This is a genomic window from Ferrovibrio xuzhouensis, assembly GCF_042648965.1.
Lineage (GTDB): Bacteria > Pseudomonadota > Alphaproteobacteria > Ferrovibrionales > Ferrovibrionaceae > Ferrovibrio > Ferrovibrio xuzhouensis.
Window position 1 is genome coordinate 957,163 of sequence record NZ_JBHRYJ010000001.1, and the last position, 23,584, is coordinate 980,746.

Here is a 23,584-nt window from a genome sequence, read left to right on the forward strand (position 1 = left end):
TCAGGGCATGATCAGACGTTCGGCGGCCTCGAAACTGTCGCTGCCGCGCGCCGCCGTGACATAGAGGTCCCAGGCGCCGCGTTCGGGCAGGACAACCGTCGAGCGGTAGCGGCCACCGCCCACGGCGGTGAAGGCGACCTGCAGTGGCGGCAGATTCTCCACCGGGCGTTCGAGATGGCCGCTGATCACCAGGTTGTCGAGCGGCGCGCGGGCCGCATCGGTCCAGTGCAGCTCGATATCCATCGCACCGGCGTGCGCGGTCTGCGGCGCAGCCACCACCAGATACTGCCAGCCGAGCCGGCCCTGGCGGTCGATCTGCGCCTTCTCGGCATTGTACTCGAGGCCCTTCTGGTAAGGGTTCTCGACCACCAGGCCGCTGAATGTGCGCGCCGCGAAAACGATCAGGGTGGCATTGACGGCGATGATGACGCCGAAGCCGGCGACGAACAGCCAGGGAATCCAGCGGCCGCGCGGAGCGGAACTGCGAGCGATGCTGAGTGCCATCGGGGCCTCCCTGTCAGTTCGGACCGTTGAAGGTGGCGGCGTAATGTGCCAGTTCGTGGCCCCGGCCGTCCAGCAGGCGGAAGTGGAACGGCGTCGAAGCGGCCCGGATCACGCTGCGCGGTACCTTCACGAAGACCCGCACGTCGTCGACATCGTCGGCGGCCGCCTCCAGTGGCAGGCTGACCGCCGCTTCGCTGCCGTCACCGGCGTAGAACATGGCGGCCTGCGGCAGGCCGTCGAGCGCCAGGTGCAGGTCACGCACATCGCGGGTCTTGTTCAGCACTTTGACGGTATAGCCGTTGCGCAGGCTACCGTCGGACAAGGTGACATAAAGCGGCGCCCGGTCATGCAGCACGTTCATGCTCCACTGGCTGCGGGTCGCCAGCGTTACCACCATGACGGCGGCGACCAGCACCAGCAGGGCGGCATAGATGACGGTGCGCGCCCGCACCAGCTTGCGGATCGCCGGCTGCCCGCCAGCGCGACGCGCAACATTCACGTCAGAGACGAAATCGATCAGCCGCAGCGGCCGGCCGACCTTTCCCATCACCTCGTCGCAGGCATCGATGCACAGGCCGCAGCCGATGCATTCGAGTTGCAAACCGTCGCGGATATCGATGCCGGTCGGGCAGACGTTGACGCAGGCGCGGCAGTCGACGCAGTCGCCGCGTCCGTCCCAGCTGTCACCGGCCTTGTGCTTGCCGCGGGTCTCGCCGCGCCAGCCCTGATAGGTCACCGCCAGCGAATGCTCGTCCAGCATCGCAGCCTGGAAGCGCGGCCAGGGGCACATATAGGTGCAGACCTGTTCCCGGGCCCAGCCGGCCAGCAGGTAGGTGGTGCCGGTGAACAGGCCAAAGAAGAAATAAGTGCCGCCGCCGGCTTCGCCGGTAACCATCTCGCGCGTTACCGTCGGGGCATCCTGGAAATACATGATCCAGGCGCCGCCGGTCGCCGCCGCGATCGCCACCCACAGCACATGCTTGGCGGTCTTGCGCCAGACCTTGTTGAACGACAGCGGCTGCTGGTCCAGCTTCATGCGGGCGTTACGGTCACCCTCGACCCAGCGTTCGACCAGCATGAACAGGTCGGTCCATACCGTCTGCGGACAGGCATAGCCGCACCAGATGCGGCCGAACAGGGCGGTGGCGAGGAACAGCGCCACGGCGCCGAGGATCAGCAGCCCGGTGATGTAGTAGACCTCCTGCGGCCAGATCTCGATATTGAAGAAATAGCCGCGCCGCCCGGCCATATCGAGCAGCAGGGCCTGGTCGGGCGTATTCGGGCCGCGATCCCAGCGCAGCCACGGCCCGATGTAATAGGCGGCCAGGCAGGCGATCAGCACGCCCCATTTGACCGTGCGGAACCGCCCCGACACGGCACGCGGATAGACCTTGACGTGATCGGCATAAAGCGAGGGCGCGAACAGGCCGAGCGCTGCCTCGGCGCGACTCTTGGTCTCGCGGTCGGGAACCATCTGGTTCATGTCACTCACCGCCTGTCCTTCCGGCTTTGGTCCTGGCGGCGGCTATTCGCCGCCGCCGAGCGCATGCACATACAGCGCCAGCATCTTGATGGTGGCATCGTCGAGGCGTCCGCCCCAGGCCGGCATCACGCCGGCATGGGCGTAGGAAATCGTCTCGATCACCGCCTGCTTGCTGGAGCCGTAGAGCCAGATCTTGTCGGCCAGATTCGGCGCGCCGAGCTCGCGGTTGCCCTTGCCATCTTCGCCATGACAGGCGGCGCAATTCTCGGCGAACAGCTTGGCACCCTCGGCATTTGCCTTGTCGAGCCCGGACAGCGAGCGGACATGCTGGGCAACCGCCTCGATCTGCACCGGCTGCAGCATGCCGTCGGCGAGGAAACGCGGCATCTGCGACTGCCGGGTCTCGTCGTCATTCGGCGCGCGGATGCCGTGGCGGAGGGTCTGCTCGATATCGGTCAGCCGGCCGCCCCACAGCCAGTCGTCGTCGGCCAGGCTGGGATAGCCGCGGGCGCCGGTGCCGCCCGACTGGTGGCAGGGCGCGCAGTTCTCGGCGAACAGCACGCGGCCGCCGGCCTGTGCGAAACGGTTCAGCTCCGGGTCAGCCTTGACGGCGGCGATGTCCAGTTTCGCGATCTGGTCGCGATACTGCGCCTGGGCATCGGCGGCTTCCTGCAGTGTCTTTTCCACCGCGCCGCGCTGGGTATAGCCCAGCAGGCCGTCGGTATGGCTGCGGAAACCCGGGATCGCCGGATACAGGACCGACCAGACCACGGCGAACAGCACGCAGACATAGAAGACATAGAGCCACCACTTCGGCAGCGGATTGTTCAGCTCCTTGATGCCATCCCATTCATGGCCGGTGGTCTCGGCGCCGGTGATATGGTCTTTCTCGATCTTGGTCGGCATCGCCGTTCACTCCTTGTCCGCGCCATCGCGCAGCGGAATCTGTCCCTGCTGGTCCCAGTCCTTGCGCCGGCTGGGCCACATCACCCAGACGATGATCCCGGTGAACAGCAGGAAGAACCACACGGTCCACAGCGATTTCAGATGGGGATAGATTTCATGCATCATCGACATGGTGTCCTCCTCACTGCCGCAGGCTGCCGGGCTGCACCTTGTCGAATTCGACCAGGGTGCCGAGCATCTGCAGATAGGCGACCAGTGCATCCATTTCGGTGATCTGGCCGGGATTGCCATCGAAATCGCCGGTCTTGGCCTTGGCGTAGCGCTTCAGCAGCGCCTCGGTGTCGGCATCGGGCGTCGCCTGTGCCTCGACATCGGCCACGGCATCCTTCACCGCCGCATCGCTGTAAGGCACGCCGGTGACGCGCAGGGCTTTCAGGTGATCGGCGATATCCGCGTATTTCAGCGGCCGCTCGGCCAGGAAGGCATAGGGCGGCATCACCGACTCGGGCACCACGGCGCGCGGGTCCTTCAGATGCTCGACATGCCATTCGTTGGAATACTTGCCGCCAACGCGGGCGAGATCCGGCCCGGTGCGCTTGGAGCCCCACTGGAACGGATGGTCGTACATGCTCTCGGCCGCCAGGCTGTAATGGCCGTAACGCTCGACCTCGTCGCGCAGCGGGCGGATCTGCTGGCTGTGGCAGAGATAGCAGCCCTCGCGGAGATAGATGTTGCGACCGGCCAGTTCGAGCGGCGAATAGGGCCGCATGCCGTCCACCTTCTCAATGGTGCTCTCGATGGTGAACAGCGGCACGATCTCGACCAGACCGCCGATGGCGACGGTGATCAGGGTGAGGACAACGAGAAGGACGGAGTTCTTCTCGATGATTTCATGACGATAGGCCATGGGACGCGCTCCTCGCTTGCCGCTTAGCCGGCCGCCGCCGGCTGCGCGCCGGCGTGGACGATCGGCGCCTCGTCGCGGAGATCGCCGCGCGCCGTACGCCACAGGTTGTAGACCATGATCAGGGAACCGAGCAGGAAGCAGACGCCGCCGAGCGCACGGATCACATAGAAGGGGTGCATCGCCATCACGGTTTCCACGAAGGAATATTGCAGGAAACCCTGGGCATCATAGGCGCGCCACATCAGACCCTGCATGATGCCCGACACCCACATGGCGGTGATGTAGAGCAGGATGCCGATGGTGGCGATCCAGTAGTGGTAGGAGACCAGGCGGATCGAATAGAGCCGCTGGCGGTTCCACAGCACCGGCACCAGGTAGTACAGCGCGCCGAAGGTGATGAAGGCGTTCCAGCCCAGCGCGCCGGAGTGCACGTGGCCGATGGTCCAGTCTGTATAGTGGCTGAGCGCATTGACCTGGCGGATCGACATCACCGGACCTTCGAAGGTCGCCATGCCGTAGAAGGCAACCGCGGTGACCGAGAAGCGCAGCGCCGGATCGGTGCGCAGCTTGTCCCAGGCGCCCGACAGCGTCATCAGGCCGTTGATCATGCCGCCCCAGGACGGCATCCACAGCATCACCGAGAACACCATGCCGAGCGTCGCAGCCCAGTCGGGCAGCGCGGTGTAGTGAAGATGATGCGGGCCGGCCCAGATGTAGAGAAAGATCAGCGACCAGAAATGCACGATCGACAGCCGGTAGGAATAGACCGGCCGGTTGGCCTGCTTGGGGATGAAGTAGTACATCATCGCCAGGAAGCCGGCGGTCAGGAAGAAGCCGACCGCGTTATGGCCGTACCACCACTGGGTCAGCGCATCCTGCACACCGGCGAACAGCGAATAGCTCTTGGCGCCGAAGATCGACACCGGGATCGCCAGGTTGTTGACGATATGCAGCATGGCGATGGTGACGATGAAGGCGACGAAGAACCAGTTTGCCACATAGATATGCGGCTCCTCGCGCTTCATCAGTGTGCCGACGAAGACGACGAGATAGACCACCCAGACGATGGTCAGCCACAGATCGGTGTACCATTCCGGCTCGGCATATTCACGGCCCTGGGTGATGCCGGCGAGATAGCCGGTGGCGGCCAGGATGATGAACAGCTGATAGCCGAAGAACAGGAACCAGCCGGCGGCGGGGCCGCCGAACAGGCGGGCACGGCAGGTGCGCTGGACGATAAAGATCGAGGTGCCGATCAGGGCATTGCCGCCGAAGGCGAAGATCGCCGCCGAGGTGTGCAGCGGGCGCAGCCGGCCGAAGGTCGACCATTCAAAATGCATGTTGAGCAGCGGGAAGGCGAGCTCCAGCGCGATGAAGACGCCGGCGGCGAAGGCGGCGACACCCCAGAAGGTCGTGGCGATCACGAAGGCGCGGACGACATCCTCGACATAGGCGGGTCCGGCGGTGGGGCTGCCCGCATGGGATGGGGCGGCGGCGATAGCGGTCATGGAAACCTCGCTTACAGTCCGGCGAGTCGGTCCCCCCGACTCCTCACGGCTTGGCAGGCTTCCTTGTGGCCCGGCAGGGCAAAACAGGCATTGACGCAGATCAATCGCTTCTGGCCAAATCGGTGCAATAAAAGGGGAAATCGCTGCGGCGGGTTGCCGCAGGACGTACCGGCAAACCGGTATGCAGAGAAGGAGGAACACCATGGCCGAAGTGATGCCGCCACTGCCCGTCCCGTCCGGCTTCCTGGTCCATCGCGTGGCCCACGACCGCCCGTGGCACTGGCTCGCCGCCGGCTGGCATGACCTTGTCCGCGCGCCACAGGTCAGCATCGCCTATGGCCTCTGCCTGGCCCTGTTCAGTTGGGCGCTGGCCTATGGGCTGTGGTACGGCGAGCTCGGCTATCTTGTGCTGCCGATGGCGGCCGGCTTCTTCCTGATTGCACCGCTGATTGCCGTCGGGCTGTATGATACCAGCCGGCGGCTCGAGAGCGGACGCCCGGTCGACCTCGGCCTTGCCCTCATGGCCTGGCACCGGCCGGCGCAGATCGCCGTCTTCGGCATGGTGCTGCTGCTGCTGCATTTCGTCTGGGTGCGGGTCGCCCTGCTGTGGTTCGCGTTGTATTTCAGCAGCGGCACGCCGCCGCTGGATGCGATCCCCTTTTACCTGATGGAAGCCGAAAACCTGCCCTTCCTGGTGATCGGCGCCCTGATCGGCGGCGGCTTCGCGCTGGTCGCTTTCACCATCTCGGTGGTGGCCCTGCCGATGCTGCTCGACCGCGACGTCGACGTGGTTACTGCGATCATCACCAGCCTGCGCGCGGTGCGTGCCAATCCGCGGGCGATGGCGCTGTGGGCCGGGCTGATCGTGCTGTTCACCGCCGTTGGCATCGTCACCTTCTTTGCCGGGCTGGCGATCCTGTTCCCGCTGGTCGCCCATGCCACCTGGCATGCCTACAAGGAAGTCGTCGCCTAGGTTGCTACAGCGCCAGCCAGCGTACCGCCATGCCGGCGGCGACGGCGGCATTCAGCAGCAGGACGGGCACCATCCAGAGGCGCAGCGCCGCGCGGAAGCGCCGGCCCGCCACCAGGCCGAGCCAGCCGACCACGAACAGCGCCGGCACCGTGCCGGCCGCAAAAGCCGCCATGCCGGCCGCCGCCAGCGGGATGCTGCCGCCGGCCGCCGCCGCCAGCACCGCCGCATAGACCAGCCCGCAGGGCAGGAAGCCGAGCGCAACCCCGAGCAGATAGCCGCCCACTCCGACCGGATGGGCGAACAGCGGCGCCAGCAGTCGCTGCCAGCGCGCGCCGCCGGTCTGCTTGAGGATCGCGAGCCCGCGACCGGCCAGCTGTGGCCAGACCTGGCCGGCCGCCAGCAGCAGGAAGGTGACGGCGGCGAGACCGAGCGCAGCAGCCGGCAGCAGGCCACTTTCCGTCAGCGGCGCGACACCACCGACCAGCCCGGCGGCCGCCGCGCCGAGGGCCGTGTAGGTGGTCGCCCGCCCGAAATGATAGGGCAGCAGGGCCGCGCCCTGCAGCCGCGTCAGCATGGTGGTCTCCGCCAGTGGCAGGGCGGCGAGCCGCCGGCCGGCCTGTGCCAGCACGAAGGGGCCGCACATGCCGGCGCAATGGGTGACCCCACCGACCAGGCCGAGCAGGAACAGGCCCGTCGGCAGGCCGAAGGACAGCACGCTGCCCGCCGCCTCGCCGCCGGCGAGCGCGCTGCAGGCATTCAGCAGGGCATGCCAGTCGATCATGCCGCCAGACTACGGCAGGACGGCAGCGGCGCAAATGATGCTGATCAAACCCCCGTGACCATAAGCCGGACAGGTGTGACATGCGGCGGACCGCCGCAGCCACGCGGTGGGCGTATGCCGCCTGCCATGCTATAGAAAACGGATGCATTCCCACGACAGCGTCGGGCCCGCCGCTAATCCATGACAGCGGCCGTCCAGGAGGATACCGGCAAACGCCGGACTGCGGGGCTCGCGCTGGCGGCGCTCGGTATCGTCTATGGCGATATCGGCACCAGCCCGCTCTATGCCTTCCGCCAGGCACTGGCCGGCCTTGAGCCGACGCCGGACCGCGTGTTCGGCATCCTGTCGCTGATCTTCTGGTCGCTGGTCGTCGTCGTCTCGCTGAAATACCTGCTGCTGGTGATGCGGGCCGACAACCGCGGCGAGGGCGGCATCCTCGCCCTGCTCGCCCTGCTCAATCCGTGGCCCGGCAGCAAGCGGCCCGGCCGCGGCGTGCTGGTCGCGCTCGGCATCTTCGGCGCCGCGCTGCTCTATGGCGACGGCATGATCACGCCGGCCATCTCGGTGCTCAGCGCCGTCGAGGGCCTCGAGACCACGGCGCATGGCATCGGCCCCTTCGTCATCCCGATCACTTTGGTGATCCTGGTACTGCTGTTTTCCTTCCAGTCACGCGGCACCGCGCGGGTCGCCGCCCTGTTCGGGCCGGTGATGGTGGTCTGGTTCGGTATCATCGGCCTGCTGGGTGTGGTGCAGATCCTGCAACACCCCGAGGTGCTGCAGGCGCTCAGCCCGGTCTATGCGATCCGCTTCTGCCTGGATGCCGGCGGCACGGCCTTTGCCGTGCTTGGCGCCGTCTTCCTGGTGGTGACCGGCGGCGAGGCGCTCTATGCCGACATGGGCCATTTCGGCCGCACGCCGATCCGGCTGGCCTGGTTCGGCTGTGCCTTCCCCTGCCTGCTGCTGAATTACTTCGGCCAGGGCGCGTTGGTGCTGGCCGATCCGCTGCGCGCCGTCAGTCCCTTCTATCACATGGCGCCCGACTGGGCGCGTTACCCGCTGATCGCGCTGGCCACCATGGCCACCGTGATCGCCTCGCAGGCGGTGATCTCGGGTGCTTTCTCGCTGACCCGCCAGGCGATCCAGCTCGGCCGCTGCCCGCGCATGCAGATCGTGCAGACCTCGTCGGAAGAAACCGGCCAGGTCTATGTCCCCATCGTCAATACCGCGCTCGCGCTGGCCACCATCGGGCTGGTGCTCGGCTTCGGCAGCTCGGCCAATCTCGCCGCCGCCTACGGCATCGCGGTCAGCGCCACCATGGTGATCACTACACTGCTGATCTTCCGGGTGATGCGCGACCGCTGGGGCTGGTCGCTTTGGTCGGCGCTGCTCGTTGCCGGCTCCCTGCTGCTGCTCGACCTGCTGTTCCTCGGCGCCAACAGCATCAAGATCTTCGAGGGCGGCTGGTTCCCGCTGGCAGCCGGCGGTGTGATCCTGCTGCTGATGACCACCTGGTCGCGCGGCCGCGAACTGCTGCGTATCCAGCTGATGCAGAACGCGATCCGCCTCGATGCCTTCCTCGGGAAACTGAAAGAAAAGCCGCCGATCCGGGTGCCCGGCACCGCCGTCTTCCTGACTGCGACGGCACCGATGGTGCCGACCATCCTGCCGCATCACCTGGAGCACAATCAGGTGCTGCACGAGCAGGTGGTGCTGCTGACCGTGGTCACCGAGGACGTGCCGCGCGTCGGCGCCCAGGACCGCCTGACCATCGAGCCGATGGACCAGGGCTTCTGCCGGATTTTCGCCCATTACGGCTTCATGCAGACGCCCAACATCCCGGTGGCATTGCGCTTCGCCGAGGAGCTCGGGGTGAAGATCGACCTTGAGCGGGCCACCTATTACCTCGGCCGCGAGTCCGTCATCCCCTCCGACCAGGTGCCCGGCATGTCGCTGTGGCGCGAACAGCTTTTCGCCGTCCTGTCGCGCAATGCCATGGGCGCCACCACCTTCTACAACCTGCCGCCCGACCGGGTGGTGGAACTCGGCATACAGGTTGAAATCTAGATACCTCCCGGCTACAGAAATCCGCCGTTCTGCGCGCCTTCAGACGGCAGGCCGGCCTCGGGCCGGCGAAGGGTTACCAAAAACCAATTTGTCCGCCGGACCCGGACAGTGTTTCTCACCCTCACAGCTTCGGCAGCGGCCAAAAGTTAATTTGACCGTAACCAGTGCGCGTATTAAATACGACATTGTTCTAGTGGGTGGGGTCGATCCAGGTGGCCAAGTATCTCGTAACAGGCGGATGCGGATTTATCGGATCCCATCTCGTCGACGCCCTGCTGTCGCGGGGCGATTCCGTCCGGGTGCTCGACAATCTGTCGACCGGGCGCCGGGCTAATCTCGCTCCGGCTGCCGAGCTGATCGTCGCCGATGTGGCCGACCTCGCCCTGACCCATGCGGCCATGGAGGGCGTGGACGGCTGTTTCCATCTCGCCGCCATCGCCTCGGTCCAGCAATCGGTCGAACACTGGTACGACACCCATCGCGCCAACCAGGCCGGTGCCATTGCCGTCTTCGATGCCGCCCGGCAGGCCCGGGACGGCCAGCCCTGCCCGGTCGTCTATGCCTCGTCCGCCGCCGTCTATGGCGACAACCCGGCGACCCCGCTGGCCGAGACCGCCGCGACCGAGCCGCTGACTGCCTATGGCGCCGACAAGCTCGGCTGCGAAATGCATGGCCGCGTCGCCTGGCTGGTGCATCGCGTGCCGACCACCGGCCTGCGCTTCTTCAACGTCTATGGTCCGCGCCAGGACCCGGCCTCGCCCTACTCCGGGGTGATCGCGCTGTTTTCCGGCCACATCGCCGCCGGCGAGCCGCTGACCGTGTTCGGCGATGGCGAACAGGTGCGCGACTTCGTCTATGTCGGCGACGTGGTTGGCCACCTGCTGGCCGCCATGAGCCGGCAGCCGCAGCGATCCTGTGTCTACAATGTCTGCACCGGCCGGGCGACCAGCGTGCTCGAGCTCGCCGCCGCCATCGGCCGCATTGCCGGCCATCCGCCGCAGGTCAAACACGTCCCGGCACGGGCTGGCGACATTCGCCGTTCGATCGGCAATCCGGCAGCCGCCATGGCGGCGCTGGGCGTGACCGCGAAAGTCACGCTCGACGAGGGGCTGCGCCCGACATTGGCCCATGTGTTCGACGGGACGCCATGCGCCGCCTGACCGGGCTGGCCCTGCGGTTCCTTGCGGCTGTCCTCTTCCTGCTTCTGCCCGCCGCCGCCCGGGCCGCCGATTATGCGCCCTGGGTGGTGTATTACCGGGGCAGCGAGCCGGCGCGCGCTTTTTTCGACTATCGCCTGGCGGTGTTTGATGCCGACCGCCATCCGCCGCTGGCGCCGCTGCTCGACCGCGACATCTGGCTGCTTGGCTACATGAGCCTCGGCGAGATGGAATCCTGGCGGCCGGATTTCGCCGCCGTGAAGGCTTCCGGCGTGCTGCTTGACGAAAACCCGCACTGGCCGGGCAGCTATTTCGTCGACATCCGCAATCCCGCCTGGCAGAAGCGGATTCTCGACACGCTGGCACCGAGCGTCTGGACACAGGGCTTCCACGGCTTTTTCCTCGACACGCTGGACGATCCCGGCCACCTCGAACGCCTCGACCCGGTGCGCTACAAGGGCATGACCGCGGCGGCGGCAAAACTGGTGCATGAGCTGCGCCAGCGGTTCCCGACGGCGAAGATCATGCTGAACCGCGCCTTCGAGCTGCACGATGCCGTGGCGACGGACATCGACTTCGTGCTCGGCGAGAGCATCCGTGCCAACTGGTCGGCCGACCGCAATGCCTATGTCCTGACGCCGGACGCCGACTACAGGGCCTATGTCGCGAAACTGAAGGCCGTGCAGCAGCGCAATCCGAAACTGACCGTGATGACGCTGGATTACTGGTCGCCGGACGATCCCGCCGGCATCAGGAAGATCTATGCCGCCGAACGCACCGCCGGCTTCCTGCCCTATGTGGCGACGCGGGCGCTGGACCGCATCATTCCGGAACCCTGAGGGGAACCGGCATGGCACGCTTTGTCCTTCGCAGCCTGTTTGTCCTTGCCTGCCTGCTGGTCCTGCCGGCGAGACAGGCCGTGGCCGCCCCCGTGCCACGCACCATCCTGGCGCTGTATGACGGCAAGACTGAGCCGCAGCTGCGCTTCAGCAACGTGCACCAGCTGGCGGCGATGCCGCTCAACTATCTCGGCCTGACTGTCGAGTTCCACGACATCCGCAAGGGCCTGCCGGAAATCGCCGGCCGCGATGACCTGCGCGGCATCCTGATGTGGCTGACCAGCCAGCAGGTCGATGATCCGGCCGCCGTATGGACATGGCTCGACGCCGCCGCCGGCCACGGCCTGCGGCTCGGTATCCTCGGCGACCTGCCGCTGCGCGATGCCGCCGGCCATGTGCCAGATCCGGCGGCCGTCGACCGGGTGCTGGGCCGGCTCGGCGTCCACATGCAGGACCGCTGGATCGCCGATACCTATGGCAGCAAGGTGGTCAGCAGCGACCCGGCCGGCATGGCCTTCGAGCGGGCCCTGCCGGAAATCCTGCCCGCCTTCGGCATCTTCAAACCGAGCGACGATCTGGTGCAGGCCCTGCTGGTCGTGCAGGGTCCGCAGGGCAAGGCCGACGAAAGCAATCTTGCCGTGATCGGCCGGCAGGGTGGCATCGTCTCGCCCGGCTATGGCTATTTCCGCGACCCGGCCTTCCTGCGCACGCGCTGGTTCATCAACCCCTTCGGCTTCTTCTCAAGCGTCTTCGCCACCGATGCGCTGCCCAAGCCCGACGTCACCACGGTCAGCGGCCGGCGCCTGTTCCACAGCCATATCGACGGTGACGGCTGGCTGAACGAAAGCCGGGTGCCGGGCTATGCCGGCCGCCATGTCGTTTCCGCCGCAGTCATCCTGCACGAAATCGTCGACGGCTATCCCGACCTGCCGGTGACGATCGCTCCCATCGTGGCCGAACTGGATCCGGCCTGGCATGGCAGCAAGGCGGCCATGGAGCTGGCGCGCGAGATATTCGCCCGCCCCAATGTCGAGCCGGCCAGCCATACCTACAGCCATCCGTTCCAATGGGGCTTTTTCCGCAATTACGATCCGGCCAGCGAGAAGCCGTTCCGCACCATCTATGACGCACGCGGCCAGGACCGCTACCAGGGCGGCGATCCGGATGAGAAGAGCATGCAGGCCGCCCGCGCGGCCGGCCTGCATACCGGCTATCGCATCCCGCGCGCCTATGGCGACAAACCCTTCGACATCCATCAGGAGATCGGCGGCGCCATCGCCTTCCTGCAGACCCTGTCGCCGCCCGGCAAACCGGTGCGTCTGGTGCAATGGTCGGGCGACACCTCGCCGTTTCCGCTTGCCCTGAAGCTGACCCGCGAGGCCGGCGCGCTCAACATCAACGGCGGCGATTCCCGCTTTGACGCCGAATATCCGTCCTATTCGTCGGTGGCGCCGATCGGTGCGCGGGTCGGTGGCGAGATCCAGATCTATGCCGCCGGATCGAACGAGAACACCTATACCGACCTGTGGACCAACCGCTATTTCGGCTACCGCTATCTGCGCCAGACCTGGATCAACACCGGCACGCCTTTGCGCATCAAGCCGCTGAATCTCTACTACCATATCTATTCGGCCGAACGGCTCGCCTCGCTGAACGCCGTCAAAGACAACCTCGACTGGGTCCGCCAGCAGAGCGTGGCGCCGGTCAGCACCTACACCTACGCCAGTATCGCCGAGGGCTTCTTCACCACCCGGATCGAGCAGACCGGGCCGCACAGCTGGCGCATCGCCGACCACGGCGCACTCAGCACCATCCGTTTCGACGGTCCGCTGGCGGCCCTGAGCCCCGACCTGCAGACCAGCAGCGGCGTGATCGGCTGGCATCACGACGGCGGCGTGCTCTATGTCGCCATCGATCCCGACATGCCGCAGCCCGAGATCAGCCTGACCGCCACGCCCGTGCCGGTCGCGCGGCCGCGGCTGCAGGATGCGCGCTGGCGCATCCATGGTTTTGCCTGCGAGGTCGCCGGCTGCCGCATGCAGGTGCAGGGCTATGGCGATGGCAGCTTCGTCTGGCAGGTGGCACCGTCCAGCCTGTGGAAGATCACGCTTGCCGGCCCCGATGGCGCCACCGCGCAGCAGGAGGCCGCCGCGGACGCAACCGGCCGGCTCGCCTTCTCGCTTCCGCCCACTGCCACCGCCGGTGCCGCGCTGACGCTCGGGGCGCGGCCGTGAAACTGAACCTGCTGCTGGTGGTGGTGATCGCGCTGGCGGCCCTGGCGGCCAGCATCGCCGTGGTGCCACGCCGCGCCGAGCAGGCGCTGATGATGATGCGCAGCGGCAACTTCGACGGCGCCCAGACCCTGCTGGAAGAAAACATCGCCGACGGCAACCTGAAAGCCGGCACGATCCGGCCGCTGGTCGACCTCTACCTTGAAAACGGCACGCCGGAACGCGCCATCGACGCGCTGGAACTGTTTGTCGGCAAGCGTCCGGACGACCCCAAGGCGCTGCGCCTGCTGGCCGATCTGCAGCACCAGGTCGACCGCTTCGGCGACGAGGAAAAGACCCGCAAGGCGCTTTACGCCGTCACCGGCGATATCGACACTCTGCACGACTATTTCGATCTCGCCATCTTCCGCGACGATCGCACGGCGCGGCGCTGGGCGCTTACGGAACTGGTCCGCACCGGCAAGGCCGAGGCCGAAGACTATATCCAACTCGCCCGCTACCAGGGCATCGACGGCAAAGCCGACCAGGCCCTCGATACCCTCGACACTCTCGCTCGCAGCCAGCCGCGCGAAGTGGATGACGGTTTCGTCGATCTCTACACGGTCATTGCCGGCACCACCTATGCGGCGCGGCTGCAGGCCACCCTGCTCGACTGGCTGCGCAAGGGCAGCGATGCCGACAGCGACAACGTCGAAGCCGTGCTGTCGGCGATCGTTCGCCGCAACGGCAGTGCCGCCGCCCTTGCCGTCATCGCCGCCGCCGACCGTGAACCGGCGCTCGCCCGGCGCCATGCCGAAGCCTTTGCCGCCGTGGAAGCGGCCAACGGCCGCAGCGATGCCGCCCTCGCCCGCCTGACCGGCCGCGACAATACCGCGCCGCTGCCACCCAACGGCCGCCGCCTGCTGTTCGAACTGGCACTGGACGCCGGCCGCTTCGATCTCGCGGTGGCAACCTTCGATACGATGACCGACCGCCGCATCGCCGATGCCGTGGCGATTCTCGATGCCGCACCGGAGAAGCAGAAGGTCAGCTTGGCCGCCCGGCTGCGCGGCGACCTCAGCGAGGCGGCGATGGCGGCGCAGCCGCTGCTGGCGGCGCGCTTCGCACTGGCCGAGAGCAACAAGACTGCTGCGAAGAGCTGGCTTGCCCAGGTCAGGGAAGCCGGCCTCGGCTTCGAGGATCGCGTGCTGCTCGGCCAGGTGCTGCTGCAGCTCGGCGACAACAGCCGCGGCCTTGCTGTCATGGCGGCCCTGGCTGGCGATCCGCGGCTGCCGCCGGAAAATTTCAGCGATCTCGCCGAAGCCTACACGCAGCTGAAGCGCCAGGGTGAAGGCGCCGCCCTGCTGGCCGCCGTGCGCGCGAAACGGCCGCGACTGGCGCCACTCGACGCGGCCTGGGCGCGGCTTGCCGCGGCTTCCGGCGACGCCGGTGCCGTGGCCGACTGGATCAGCCAGGCCGCGCCACGGGATGCCGCGCTGCTGACCGACCTCTACTACATCGGCAGCGATGCCGCACACTGGCCGCTGGCGCTGGCCGCCGTGCAAAGGCTGTCGGCACTGCAGCCGACGCCCGATCATGCCGCATTGCAGGCGCGTGCCCTGCTGGCGCTCAACCGGCCGAAGGAGGCCCTGCCGCTGCTGGCCGGATTGCCGCCGGAAACCCCGGATGCCACCGAGCTCGCCCTCGAAGCGGCACGCCAGACCGGCGCCGACGTCGCCGCCATTGCCCTTGCCGCGCTGAACCGGCCCGGCCTGACGCCGGCCGGGCGCCACGCCATCATCGGCACGCTGACCGATTCACGACTCAGGCTTGTCGGCAACACCGCAGCCATCGCCACGGCCACCGAGCAGGATCTCGATGCCGGCAATCTTTCCGGCGACGACGCCCGGGCGCGGCTCGAACTGCTGACCCGTCTGGCACCGGCAAAGGCGCTGCCGCGCTGGCAGGCCCTGGCGGCTGCCGGAGACCCCGCCGCCGGCGATGCCACCCTCGACCTGCTGCTGAAGCTCGGCCGGCGCGACGAGGCCGTCACCCTGCTGGCCAGCCGCATGGAGCATGCGCGCGACCGCAAGCAGGCCGAGGCCGATCTCTACGCGCTGATCGACATCGGCGGCGACAAGCGCGCCCTGCCGTACCTGAAACAAGCGGCGACACGCTGGGGCGGCGACTGGCAGTCGTCCTACGAAGCCGCCCTCGAAAAGCTCGGCCGGCGCGACGAACTGATTGCCGATATCACCCGGACCGCCGGAAATGATCGCACTCCAGTGACCGAGCGCCGCGCCGCGGCCTTTCGCCTGCTCGAATTGGGCGCCAAGGCACCAGCCGAGGAGACTTTCCGCCAGCTGGCCGAACGCGAAGGACCCGATGGCGACGATACCCAGCAGCTGCTGTACCTGTGGGGCCCGCGGCCGGGCGCGGCCGGCCTCGACTGGCTGGAGCGGCGGGCGCGCGCTGCCAACGACGGCGAACAACGGCAATGGCTGCAACTGCTGCTCGACCATGGCGGCGGCGACCGGGTGGCCGCCCTGCTCGGCCATGACGACAGCATCCTGCGCCAGCCGGCCCGGCTCGACCTGCTGGTCGACTATCTGGCCGGACAGCAGAAGACCCGCGAGGCGGAAGACTGGCTGCTGCGCGCCGGCAAGGCCGCCAGGCAGGACGGTGGCCGGCTGGCCGCCCTGCTCGGCCGCGCCGAGGACCTCGGCTTGCCGCATGCCGTCGCCGGCCTGGCCCGCGATCTCGCGACCGCCGACCCGAACGACCGTGAGGCGATCCGCCGGCTGGCGCTGGCCGCCTATGGCGGCGGCCGGCGCAGCGAGGCGCTGAAACTCTATGCCCGCTATCTCGCCGGCGGCCCGGCCGACTGGCAGAGCCACTACAATTACGGCGAGCTGCTGCTGGCCGGCCAGAAACGCAGCGAAGCGGCCGACCAGTACCGCGCGGCGCTGGCGATCATCGACCGCCAGCACCGGCCGAGCGACGCCGCCGTCCGTGCCCGCCCTTTCCTGCTCGGCCGGCTCGGTCGCACCGGCGAGATGGACCGGACCATTGCCGGGCTGCTGAAGACGCGGCCCGACGATACCGGCCTGCGCACCGATCTTGCCGGCCTGCTGATTGATCTCGGCCGCCTCGACGAAGCGGAACGGATTATCAATCCTTAACCGCGATAACCGGACGGATATCATTTAGAGTAGAATTGCATGACACAGTTTACCCGACATATCGGCCGCATCATGGTCGCCACCCTGCTGCTTCTGTGTGCTGCCCTGCCCGTTGCAGCCCAGACCCCGCAGGCCGCGACGACAGGTAGCAACACTCTGATATTGAATGGGAAAACACCGCAGGCGGAACTGACCCCGGACCACCGCGAACTGCTGCTGCGCTTCCCGCAGCCGATCGACCCGGGCCTCGGCGATGCCCTGCCGCGGCTCTACCCGGACCTCGTCGACTATGTCAGTACCGGCTATGACCAGCTGCTGATCCGCGGCAAGCGGCCGCTGACCTATACCCTCACCCCCGTCGGCGATGGCAGCCGGCTGCTGCTGGCGGAAGCCCCGGCCGCTGCCGCCATCACAGGCGCCGCGCCGGGCGAAATCCCGCCGGAGCTGCAGCGTCGCCTGACCCTGGTCCGCATCGAGATCCAGCGCGGCCAGATCGGCCAGGCGACCATGGATCTCGATACGCTGACCGCCCGCTATGGCGAGCGGCCGGAAATCCTCGCCGCCCGCGCCGAACTGGCCGAAACCCGCGGCGCCTGGCGCCAGGCGGCCGACACTTTCCGCCGTGCCGGCGCGCTCGATGGCGACAACGAATTCTATGCCGATGCCGCCCGCCGCCTCGGCCAGCAGGGCGCCCCCTTCGTGCGCGCCGATACCGATGTCGCCAAGGTGAAGCATGCCGACCGCCAGGTGATCACCGTGGGCCAGGGGCAGACCGCCATCGGCAGGATGACCGATGCCGGCGCAATCGTCGAAACCCGCCGGCTCGACACCGATGCGGCGCTGAACCTGAACGGCACCAGCGCGCCCGCCCATCTCGACCGCCAGCGCGCCGAAGTCTATGTCAGCCACACTTTCGATGCCGGCGGCACCCTGCGCGGTGCCCTGCTCGGCGATTCCAAGGGCACGCCCGGCGCCGCTGTCTCCTATGCCTGGCGCGATGCCCGGCAGGAAACCAAGCTCGGCGCCACCTACCACCGCGCCTATTGGGAACTGGTGTCCGGCATCGTCAACGATGGCACCCAGGACAGCGTCGACCTGCAGCACGAGCGCCAGTTCGGCGACAGCTGGTCGGCCACGCTGGGGGTCCGCTACAACCGCTACGGCATCGACGGCGACGACGACGTCACCCGCAGCGCCGGGCTGAACGGCGGCCTGCGCAAGGCATTCACGCTCGGCGATCTCGACATGAGTGCCGGCTACGGCTTCGACGGCGAATACATCGACAGCCAGAAATCCTACCGCGCCGCCGATGGTACCCTGTTCCGGCCGCTCGATATCAGTACCCGCGAAATCCACAGCCTGGACATCTCCATGGCCGAGAACCTGACCGACTGGCTACGCATGAATCTCTATGGCGGTTACGCCTATGACCGTTACAACGAGGGCGGCCCGATCCTCGGCGGCAGCCTGGCGCTGGTCGGGCAGGAGCATTTCGAGGCCGGCCTGCGCGCCAGCCATGCCAAGGCGCTGACCCGCGGCAGCAGTGATGACGTGACCCGGGCCGGCGCCTACGCCCAGTGGCGTTTCTGAGCCCAGCGCAGGCCGCCATGGAACCGGACACCCCCGTGGATACGGCATCGCCGCCGAAGCCCCCACGCCGGATGGGCGGCTGGCGGATCACCGCGCTGCTCGAGATCGCGGTGTTCCTCGCCGGCGCGCTGCTGCTCGACCGCTATGTCTTCGCCAGCGACCGCTTCGCCAGTGTGCAGCCGCATCCCTTCTGGATCATCATCCTGCTGATGGCGGCGCAATACGGCACCGGCGAGGCCCTGCTCGCCGCCGTCGCCAGCACCGCTGCCCTCTTGATCGGCAACATTCCCGACCAGCCGATCGACCAGGACATCTACGCCTATATCCTGGAACTGGCCCGCAACCCGATCCTCTGGCTGCTGACCGTTGTGTTCATCGGCGAGATCGGCCGGCGCCACCGCAACCGCATCGCCGAACTGTCCGGCCGGCTGGTCGAAACCGAACAGCATATCGGCACGCTGGACGATGCCTACCGCAAGCTGGCGGCGGCGAAGACGCGCCTCGAAGTGCGCGTCGCCGGCCAGATGAAGACCGTCGTGTCGCTCTACCAGGCGGCCCGCGCCATCGACCGGCTGGCACCCGAGGAGGTGCTGACCGGCGTCGACCAGATCATCCGCACCATTCTCGACCCGCAGCAGTATTCCGTCTTCCTGCTGGAGGACGGCCGGCTGCAGCCACTGATCACCGAAGGCTGGGCAACGCCCGAGCAGTACGGCCGTCGCTTCGACAGTAACAGCGCGCTGTTCCGCGCCGTGATCGGCCAGCAGCGCATGCTGAATGCCTCGCAGCCGGAAGACCTCGACATCCTGGCCGACGAGGGCCTCATGGCCGGCCCGCTGCTGTCGGCAGATACCGGCGAAGTGTTCGGCATGGTCAAGGTCGAACAGATCGGCTTCCTCGACTTCAACCTTTCGACGGTGGAGAATTTCCGCGTCACCTGCGACTGGATCGCCACCGCCTATGCCCATGCCCTGCGCTTCCGCAAGGCCGAGGCCGGCTCGGCCTATGACAGCAGCCGGTCGCTGTTCGCCGCCGGCTTCCGCGAGCGGCAAACCCGCATCGTGCTCGACCTTGCCCGCCGCATCGGCTTTCCGGTCAGCGCGCTGCGGCTGTCGGTGCAGGGCGCCGAACAGCTGCCGGCCTCGCGGCGGCCGGAAATCTCGGCAGCCGTCGGCCAGGCCGTGCACGCCGCGTTGCGTGACACCGACCTTGCCTTCGAGACGCGCGCGAGCGGCTGGGATTACGATGTCGTGCTGCCGGCGACACCACACCGGCATGCCACCATCGCCGGCGACAAGCTGAAAACCGAACTGACGGCCCTGCTGGCCCGCGAGCATCCCGGCCTGCGTATCAGCATCGCCGTGCACCGCCTGTACGACCCGCCGGCCGACGACCGCCCCGGGGCACCGTGACGGAATGACGACACCTGGCCAGACCACAGCCGTCCGCGGCCGCAACGAGTGGCGGCGAACGGCCGAGATTCTGCTGCCCTGCCTGCTGACACTGGCGGCACAGACCGGCCTGCTGTGGCTGGCATTTACCGATCGCATCGGCCTGCTGCCGTTCGCCTGCTTCCATCTCGGTATCGTGCTGCTGGTGCTGGGCTGGGCCTATACCTTCCGGCGCGGCGGCCGGGTCAACCGCTTCGCCATGCTGCTGGCGGTGTCCGGCTGTTTCTTCGGGCCGCTCGGCACGCTCGGACTGGCCGTCATCACGCCGCTGCAGGTGATCCTGCGTCGCCAGGCGACGCCCTTCGAGCAATGGTATTCGGCGCTGTTCCCGGAGGAAGAGGACGACGAGGACGAAAAGCTCTACCGCATGATCGCCTCGGGCCGCAGCGCCAATCAGACGCTGAGCGGCATCGATTCGTTTACCGACGTGATGCGGTACGGCACCATCGAGCAGAAGCGCGCCGTGCTGATGCTGCTGGCCCGCCGCTTCCGGCCGGAATTCGCCCCGGCGCTGAAACTCGCCCTGCAGGATGCCAACCCGGCGATCCGCGTGCAGGCTGCAACCGCGACCGCCGAGATCGAAAGCGGCTTTACCGACCGCACCATCGCGCTGGAGGCTGCGGCGAAAGCTGCGCCGCAGGATTTCGAGCACCAGCTCGCCATGGCGCGGCATTACGATGCCTATGCCTTTTCCGGCCTGCTCGATTCCGGCCGCGAGCATGCCAGCCGCCGTTCGGCGCTGATGTATTATGGCGCCTGCCTGAAGCTGAAACCGCAGGATGCCGATATCCGCATGGCGATCAGCCGCATCCTGGTACGCGAAGGCCGCCATGCCGATGCCGTCGACTGGCTGGGCCAGCGGCTCGACCAGGACCGCAGCAGCCGCGCCATTGTCGGCTGGTATCTCGAATGCCTGTTCCATCTTGGCCGTTTCGCCGAACTGCGCGGCATCGCCGCCCGTTTCGGCGACCTGCTGCTGGATGCCGGCGACGAGGAAGATCGCCTGCAGCAGAGCGCGCGGCTGTGGCTGGACAGTGCGAAGGCGGCATCATGACCGCGCGGCAGCCGGCCGATATCTGCATGATCCTCGAGGGCACCTATCCCTATGTGGCCGGCGGCGTGTCGAGCTGGGTGCATGACGTATTGCAGACCCACGCCGACCGCAGCTTCCATCTGGTCTGCCTGCTGCCCGACCGGCAGGAGCGCAAACCGCGCTACACGGTGCCCGGCAACGTCGTCGGCATCGAGCATGTCTATCTGCAGGATATCCCGACCGGCAGCCGCTCCATGCCCGGCGACCACCGGCTGTTCCGCCGCATGGAGCACGGCATCACCGCCCTGATGGAGGCCGGCCAGCTGGAAGACCTGGCCCTGCTCGATGCGGCGCTGGCCCCGGCCCGTCGCCGGCTCGGCCGCCGGCGGCTACTCAATTCGCCGGCCGCCTGGCAGAGCGTGCTGCGCCTCTATGACCGGGAGATGCCCGAGGGCTCGTTCCTCGAGTTCTTCTGGAGCTGGCGCAGCATGATGTCGAGCCTGTTCGCCGTGCTGCTGGCCGAGATCCCGCCGGCGCGGGCCTATCACACGATCTCGACCGGCTATGCCGGCATGCTGGCGGCGCGGGCGCATATCGAGACGCGGCGCCCGGCCCTGATCACCGAACATGGCATCTACACCAACGAGCGCCGCATCGAGATCACCATGGCCAACTGGCTGCACGAGGTGAATGCCGGATCACTGACGGTGCAACGCAAGAAACGCGACCTGCGCGACCTGTGGATCGACACCTTCACCGGCTATTCCCATTGCGCCTACAGCGCCGCCTGGCGAATCATTACCCTGTATGGCGGCAACCAGGACCTGCAGCGCCGCGACGGCGCCCCGGAAGAGCGCCTGCAGGTGATCCCCAACGGCATCGACTACGACCGCTATTCCGCCGTGCCGCGCGACACCGTCGGCCAGCCGCCGACCATTGCCCTGATCGGCCGTGTGGTGCCGATCAAGGACGTGAAGACCTATATCCGCGCTGCCGCCATGCTGCGCCAGCAGATCCCCGACCTGCAGGCCCTGATCCTCGGCCCCTTCGACGAAGATCCGGGCTACGGCCAGGAATGTCGCGACCTGGTGGCCATGCTGGGCCTTGGCGAGACGGTGAAGTTCATGGGACAGGTGAAGCTCGACGACTGGCTCGGCCGCATCGATGCCATTGTGCTGACCAGTATCTCGGAGGCACAGCCGCTGGTGATCCTAGAGGCCGGTGCCGCCGGCGTGCCGACGGTGGCCACCGATGTCGGCGCCTGCCGCGAGATGATCCTCGGCCCGCCCGACGAAAGCCCGGCGCTCGGTGCCGGCGGCGCCATCACCCCGCTGGCCAATCCGCAGGCGACCGCGACCGCGCTGGCCGCCCTGCTGCGCAACCCGGAAACCCTGGCCGCCGCCTCGCGCGCCATCCAGGAGCGCGTCCGCCTGCGCTACAACAAGCGGCATCTTGACCGTATCTACGGCGATCTCTACGCCGAGGCGATCGCCCTGCCCGACGCCGCGCCGGTGCATCTGCGCACACCGAGACAACGCGGCTTCTTCGCCCGCTGGCGGCAGCAGCGCCAGCCGGGAGCGACCTGACATGGCAGGCATCGGCTTCGTCCTGCGCCGGCTGACCCGGCAGGACAATCTGGTCGGCGTCGCTGTCGGCTATGTCTATGCGGCGCTGGTCTCGTCCGGCCCCTTCCTGGTGACGGTGATCGCCATGGCGGCGGTCGGCATCCTCGGCGAGGCCGCCGGCGGCCGCCAGGCGGTCGAGACCTTCCGGCTGGTCACCATCTACAATTTCGCCCTGTCGCTGGTCTGCTGCGGCCCCTTCCTGCTGGTGATGACCCGCTATCTGGCCGACCGCATCTACGAGCAGAAGGTCGAGGAGGCACCCGGCATGCTGGTCGGTGCCACTGCCGTGGCACTCGGCCTGCAGGCGCCGATCGTCATTTGGCTGTACTTCCTGCACACCGACATGACGCTGCCCGAACGGCTGGCCAGCGCCGTGCATTACTTCCTGATCTGCGGCATCTGGCTGGTCAGCGTGTTCCTCTCGGCGCTGAAGGACTATCGCGCCATCGGGCTCAGCTTTGCCGGCGGCATGACCATCGGCCTCGGCGCCGCCTGGGCATTACTCGACAATTATGGCGCCGCCGGGCTGATCGGCGGCTTTGCCATCGGCCTCGCGGTGATCTTCTTCGCGCTCACGCTGCGGGTGATGGTCGAATATCCCTACGGCATCGTGCGGCCGTTCGCTTTCTTGCGCTATTTCCCGCGCTTCTGGCAGCTCGCCCTGTTCGGTTTCGCCTACAATCTGACCATCTGGTGCGACAAGCTGGTGCTGTGGCTGGCGCCCGATGCCGAGCGCGCCGCGGTCGGCCTGATCAGCAATCCGGCCTATGACAGCGCCATGTTCCTTGCCAACATGACCACCGTGCCGGTGCTGGCGATCTTCATCATCGCCATCGAGACGGAATTCTTCGAACGCTATCAGACCTTCTACCGCGCCATCGAGGCGCATGCGACCTGGCGCGAGATCCGCGAGAACCATGCCGCCATCATCCGCAGCCTCAATGCGGCCGGCCGCAACATCCTGCTGCTGCAGAGCGTGATTGCCGCGCTGGCCATCCTGTGCAGCCCGGCGCTGTTCGCGGCGCTCGGCATCGATGCACGACAGATCGGGATCTTCCGGCTCGGCACCATCGGCTCGCTGTTCCAGATCCTGTTCGTCTTCCTGACCATCGTGCTGGCCTATTTCGACCTGCGCCTGCGGCTGGTGCAGCTGACCCTGCTGTATCTTTGCCTCAATGGCGGATTGAGCTGGCTCAGCCTGTCCTGGGGTTTCGCCTGGTACGGCTACGGCTTTTTCCTCGCCTCGCTGATCGCTTTTCTCGCCGCGCTCGCCGTGGTGGTCCGCGAGGTCGCGCGCCTGCCGTTCCTGACCTTCGTGAAGAACAACGCCAGCATCAAATGATGCCGCGCCCACAGCCGGAAGTCGCCGGA

18 protein-coding genes are annotated in these 23,584 nt (G+C 67.3%); 11 read left to right on the plus strand and 7 right to left on the minus strand.

Going from position 1 to position 23,584, the window contains the following annotated elements; all coding sequences use genetic code 11:
* From ACFOOQ_RS04710 to ccoN, 6 genes are read right to left on the minus strand one after another with little or no spacing between them, the layout of a single operon-like run.
* Complete coding sequence (locus ACFOOQ_RS04710; RefSeq protein WP_379722337.1) at window positions 1-504, minus strand: FixH family protein; 504 nt, start codon at window positions 502-504, stop codon at window positions 1-3.
* 13 nt (window positions 505-517) lie between these two features.
* Window positions 518-1,987, minus strand: a complete 1,470-nt coding sequence (ccoG, locus tag ACFOOQ_RS04715; RefSeq protein WP_379722338.1) for a cytochrome c oxidase accessory protein CcoG — start codon at window positions 1,985-1,987, stop codon at window positions 518-520.
* Window positions 1,988-2,029: 42 nt separating this feature from the next.
* Window positions 2,030-2,893 (minus strand): cytochrome-c oxidase, cbb3-type subunit III, encoded by an 864-nt coding sequence (gene ccoP / locus ACFOOQ_RS04720; protein WP_379722340.1) that lies wholly within the window; start codon window positions 2,891-2,893, stop codon window positions 2,030-2,032.
* A gap of 6 nt (window positions 2,894-2,899) precedes the next feature.
* Window positions 2,900-3,064, minus strand: a complete 165-nt coding sequence (locus tag ACFOOQ_RS04725) for a cbb3-type cytochrome oxidase subunit 3 (RefSeq protein WP_379722342.1) — start codon at window positions 3,062-3,064, stop codon at window positions 2,900-2,902.
* A 10-nt stretch (window positions 3,065-3,074) separates the two neighbouring features.
* The gene (gene ccoO, locus ACFOOQ_RS04730; RefSeq protein WP_379722344.1) at window positions 3,075-3,800 is read right to left on the minus strand and encodes a cytochrome-c oxidase, cbb3-type subunit II; all 726 of its coding nucleotides are present in this window, start codon (window positions 3,798-3,800) and stop codon (window positions 3,075-3,077) included.
* A gap of 23 nt (window positions 3,801-3,823) precedes the next feature.
* On the minus strand, window positions 3,824-5,308 hold the full coding sequence (gene ccoN / locus ACFOOQ_RS04735) for a cytochrome-c oxidase, cbb3-type subunit I (protein WP_379722346.1): 1,485 nt from the start codon (window positions 5,306-5,308) through the stop codon (window positions 3,824-3,826).
* Between the two features lie 202 nt (window positions 5,309-5,510).
* Between ccoN and ACFOOQ_RS04740 the strand changes: the two genes are divergently transcribed.
* Window positions 5,511-6,281 carry a DUF2189 domain-containing protein gene (locus ACFOOQ_RS04740; protein WP_379722348.1) on the plus strand — a complete coding sequence of 257 codons (771 nt, stop codon included), beginning with the start codon at window positions 5,511-5,513 and terminating at the stop codon, window positions 6,279-6,281.
* Between the two features lie 4 nt (window positions 6,282-6,285).
* Here ACFOOQ_RS04740 and ACFOOQ_RS04745 read toward each other — a convergent pair whose 3' ends face one another.
* A complete protein-coding gene (locus ACFOOQ_RS04745) occupies window positions 6,286-7,062 on the minus strand; it encodes an urease accessory protein UreH domain-containing protein (protein WP_379722350.1) in 777 nt (258 codons plus the stop codon).
* Between the two features lie 180 nt (window positions 7,063-7,242).
* Here ACFOOQ_RS04745 and ACFOOQ_RS04750 point away from each other — a divergent pair, with 180 nt between their 5' ends.
* The 10 genes from ACFOOQ_RS04750 (at window position 7,243) to pelG (ending at window position 23,555) form a co-directional block, all read left to right on the plus strand.
* Window positions 7,243-9,126, plus strand: coding sequence for a potassium transporter Kup (locus ACFOOQ_RS04750; RefSeq protein ID WP_379722352.1), 1,884 nt, complete (start codon window positions 7,243-7,245; stop codon window positions 9,124-9,126).
* A gap of 212 nt (window positions 9,127-9,338) precedes the next feature.
* Complete coding sequence (locus tag ACFOOQ_RS04755; RefSeq protein WP_379722354.1) at window positions 9,339-10,286, plus strand: NAD-dependent epimerase/dehydratase family protein; 948 nt, start codon at window positions 9,339-9,341, stop codon at window positions 10,284-10,286.
* Window positions 10,274-11,122, plus strand: a complete 849-nt coding sequence (locus ACFOOQ_RS04760) for an endo alpha-1,4 polygalactosaminidase (RefSeq protein WP_379722356.1) — start codon at window positions 10,274-10,276, stop codon at window positions 11,120-11,122. Before ACFOOQ_RS04755 ends, ACFOOQ_RS04760 begins: the two co-directional genes overlap by 13 nt.
* An 11-nt stretch (window positions 11,123-11,133) precedes the next feature.
* Window positions 11,134-13,356, plus strand: a complete 2,223-nt coding sequence (locus ACFOOQ_RS04765; protein WP_379722358.1) for a polysaccharide deacetylase family protein — start codon at window positions 11,134-11,136, stop codon at window positions 13,354-13,356.
* Window positions 13,353-16,514 (plus strand): tetratricopeptide repeat protein, encoded by a 3,162-nt coding sequence (locus tag ACFOOQ_RS04770; protein WP_379722360.1) that lies wholly within the window; start codon window positions 13,353-13,355, stop codon window positions 16,512-16,514. The genes ACFOOQ_RS04765 and ACFOOQ_RS04770 overlap by 4 nt, the downstream gene beginning before the upstream one ends.
* Window positions 16,515-16,553: 39 nt before the next feature.
* The gene (locus ACFOOQ_RS04775; protein ID WP_379722362.1) at window positions 16,554-18,104 is read left to right on the plus strand and encodes a hypothetical protein; all 1,551 of its coding nucleotides are present in this window, start codon (window positions 16,554-16,556) and stop codon (window positions 18,102-18,104) included.
* Between the two features lie 17 nt (window positions 18,105-18,121).
* Window positions 18,122-19,516, plus strand: a complete 1,395-nt coding sequence (locus ACFOOQ_RS04780; protein WP_379722364.1) for a GAF domain-containing protein — start codon at window positions 18,122-18,124, stop codon at window positions 19,514-19,516.
* 4 nt (window positions 19,517-19,520) lie between these two features.
* Window positions 19,521-20,609: a hypothetical protein gene (locus ACFOOQ_RS04785; RefSeq protein ID WP_379722366.1), complete on the plus strand. Its 1,089-nt coding sequence runs from the start codon at window positions 19,521-19,523 to the stop codon at window positions 20,607-20,609.
* Window positions 20,606-22,174: a GT4 family glycosyltransferase PelF gene (pelF, locus tag ACFOOQ_RS04790; RefSeq protein ID WP_379722368.1), complete on the plus strand. Its 1,569-nt coding sequence runs from the start codon at window positions 20,606-20,608 to the stop codon at window positions 22,172-22,174. Before ACFOOQ_RS04785 ends, pelF begins: the two co-directional genes overlap by 4 nt.
* A 1-nt stretch (window position 22,175) precedes the next feature.
* The gene (gene pelG, locus ACFOOQ_RS04795) at window positions 22,176-23,555 is read left to right on the plus strand and encodes an exopolysaccharide Pel transporter PelG (RefSeq protein ID WP_379722370.1); all 1,380 of its coding nucleotides are present in this window, start codon (window positions 22,176-22,178) and stop codon (window positions 23,553-23,555) included.
* The last annotated feature ends 29 nt before the right edge of the window (window positions 23,556-23,584 follow it).

What these genes read in the sequence shown, in the direction of transcription:
- ACFOOQ_RS04760 (WP_379722356.1), top strand. Translation starts at nt 10,274, where the DNA reads ATGCGCCGCCTGACCGGGCTGGCCCTGCGGTTCCTTGCGGCTGTCCTC.
- pelG (WP_379722370.1), top strand. Translation starts at nt 22,176, where the DNA reads ATGGCAGGCATCGGCTTCGTCCTGCGCCGGCTGACCCGGCAGGACAAT.
- ccoG (WP_379722338.1), bottom strand. Translation starts at nt 1,987, where the DNA reads ATGAACCAGATGGTTCCCGACCGCGAGACCAAGAGTCGCGCCGAGGCA.
- ccoO (WP_379722344.1), bottom strand. Translation starts at nt 3,800, where the DNA reads ATGGCCTATCGTCATGAAATCATCGAGAAGAACTCCGTCCTTCTCGTT.
- ccoP (WP_379722340.1), bottom strand. Translation starts at nt 2,893, where the DNA reads ATGCCGACCAAGATCGAGAAAGACCATATCACCGGCGCCGAGACCACC.
- ACFOOQ_RS04710 (WP_379722337.1), bottom strand. Translation starts at nt 504, where the DNA reads ATGGCACTCAGCATCGCTCGCAGTTCCGCTCCGCGCGGCCGCTGGATT.
- ACFOOQ_RS04750 (WP_379722352.1), top strand. Translation starts at nt 7,243, where the DNA reads ATGACAGCGGCCGTCCAGGAGGATACCGGCAAACGCCGGACTGCGGGG.
- ACFOOQ_RS04765 (WP_379722358.1), top strand. Translation starts at nt 11,134, where the DNA reads ATGGCACGCTTTGTCCTTCGCAGCCTGTTTGTCCTTGCCTGCCTGCTG.
- ACFOOQ_RS04775 (WP_379722362.1), top strand. Translation starts at nt 16,554, where the DNA reads ATGACACAGTTTACCCGACATATCGGCCGCATCATGGTCGCCACCCTG.
- ccoN (WP_379722346.1), bottom strand. Translation starts at nt 5,308, where the DNA reads ATGACCGCTATCGCCGCCGCCCCATCCCATGCGGGCAGCCCCACCGCC.
- ACFOOQ_RS04785 (WP_379722366.1), top strand. Translation starts at nt 19,521, where the DNA reads ATGACGACACCTGGCCAGACCACAGCCGTCCGCGGCCGCAACGAGTGG.
- ACFOOQ_RS04725 (WP_379722342.1), bottom strand. Translation starts at nt 3,064, where the DNA reads ATGTCGATGATGCATGAAATCTATCCCCATCTGAAATCGCTGTGGACC.
- pelF (WP_379722368.1), top strand. Translation starts at nt 20,606, where the DNA reads ATGACCGCGCGGCAGCCGGCCGATATCTGCATGATCCTCGAGGGCACC.
- ACFOOQ_RS04780 (WP_379722364.1), top strand. Translation starts at nt 18,122, where the DNA reads ATGGAACCGGACACCCCCGTGGATACGGCATCGCCGCCGAAGCCCCCA.
- ACFOOQ_RS04740 (WP_379722348.1), top strand. Translation starts at nt 5,511, where the DNA reads ATGGCCGAAGTGATGCCGCCACTGCCCGTCCCGTCCGGCTTCCTGGTC.
- ACFOOQ_RS04745 (WP_379722350.1), bottom strand. Translation starts at nt 7,062, where the DNA reads ATGATCGACTGGCATGCCCTGCTGAATGCCTGCAGCGCGCTCGCCGGC.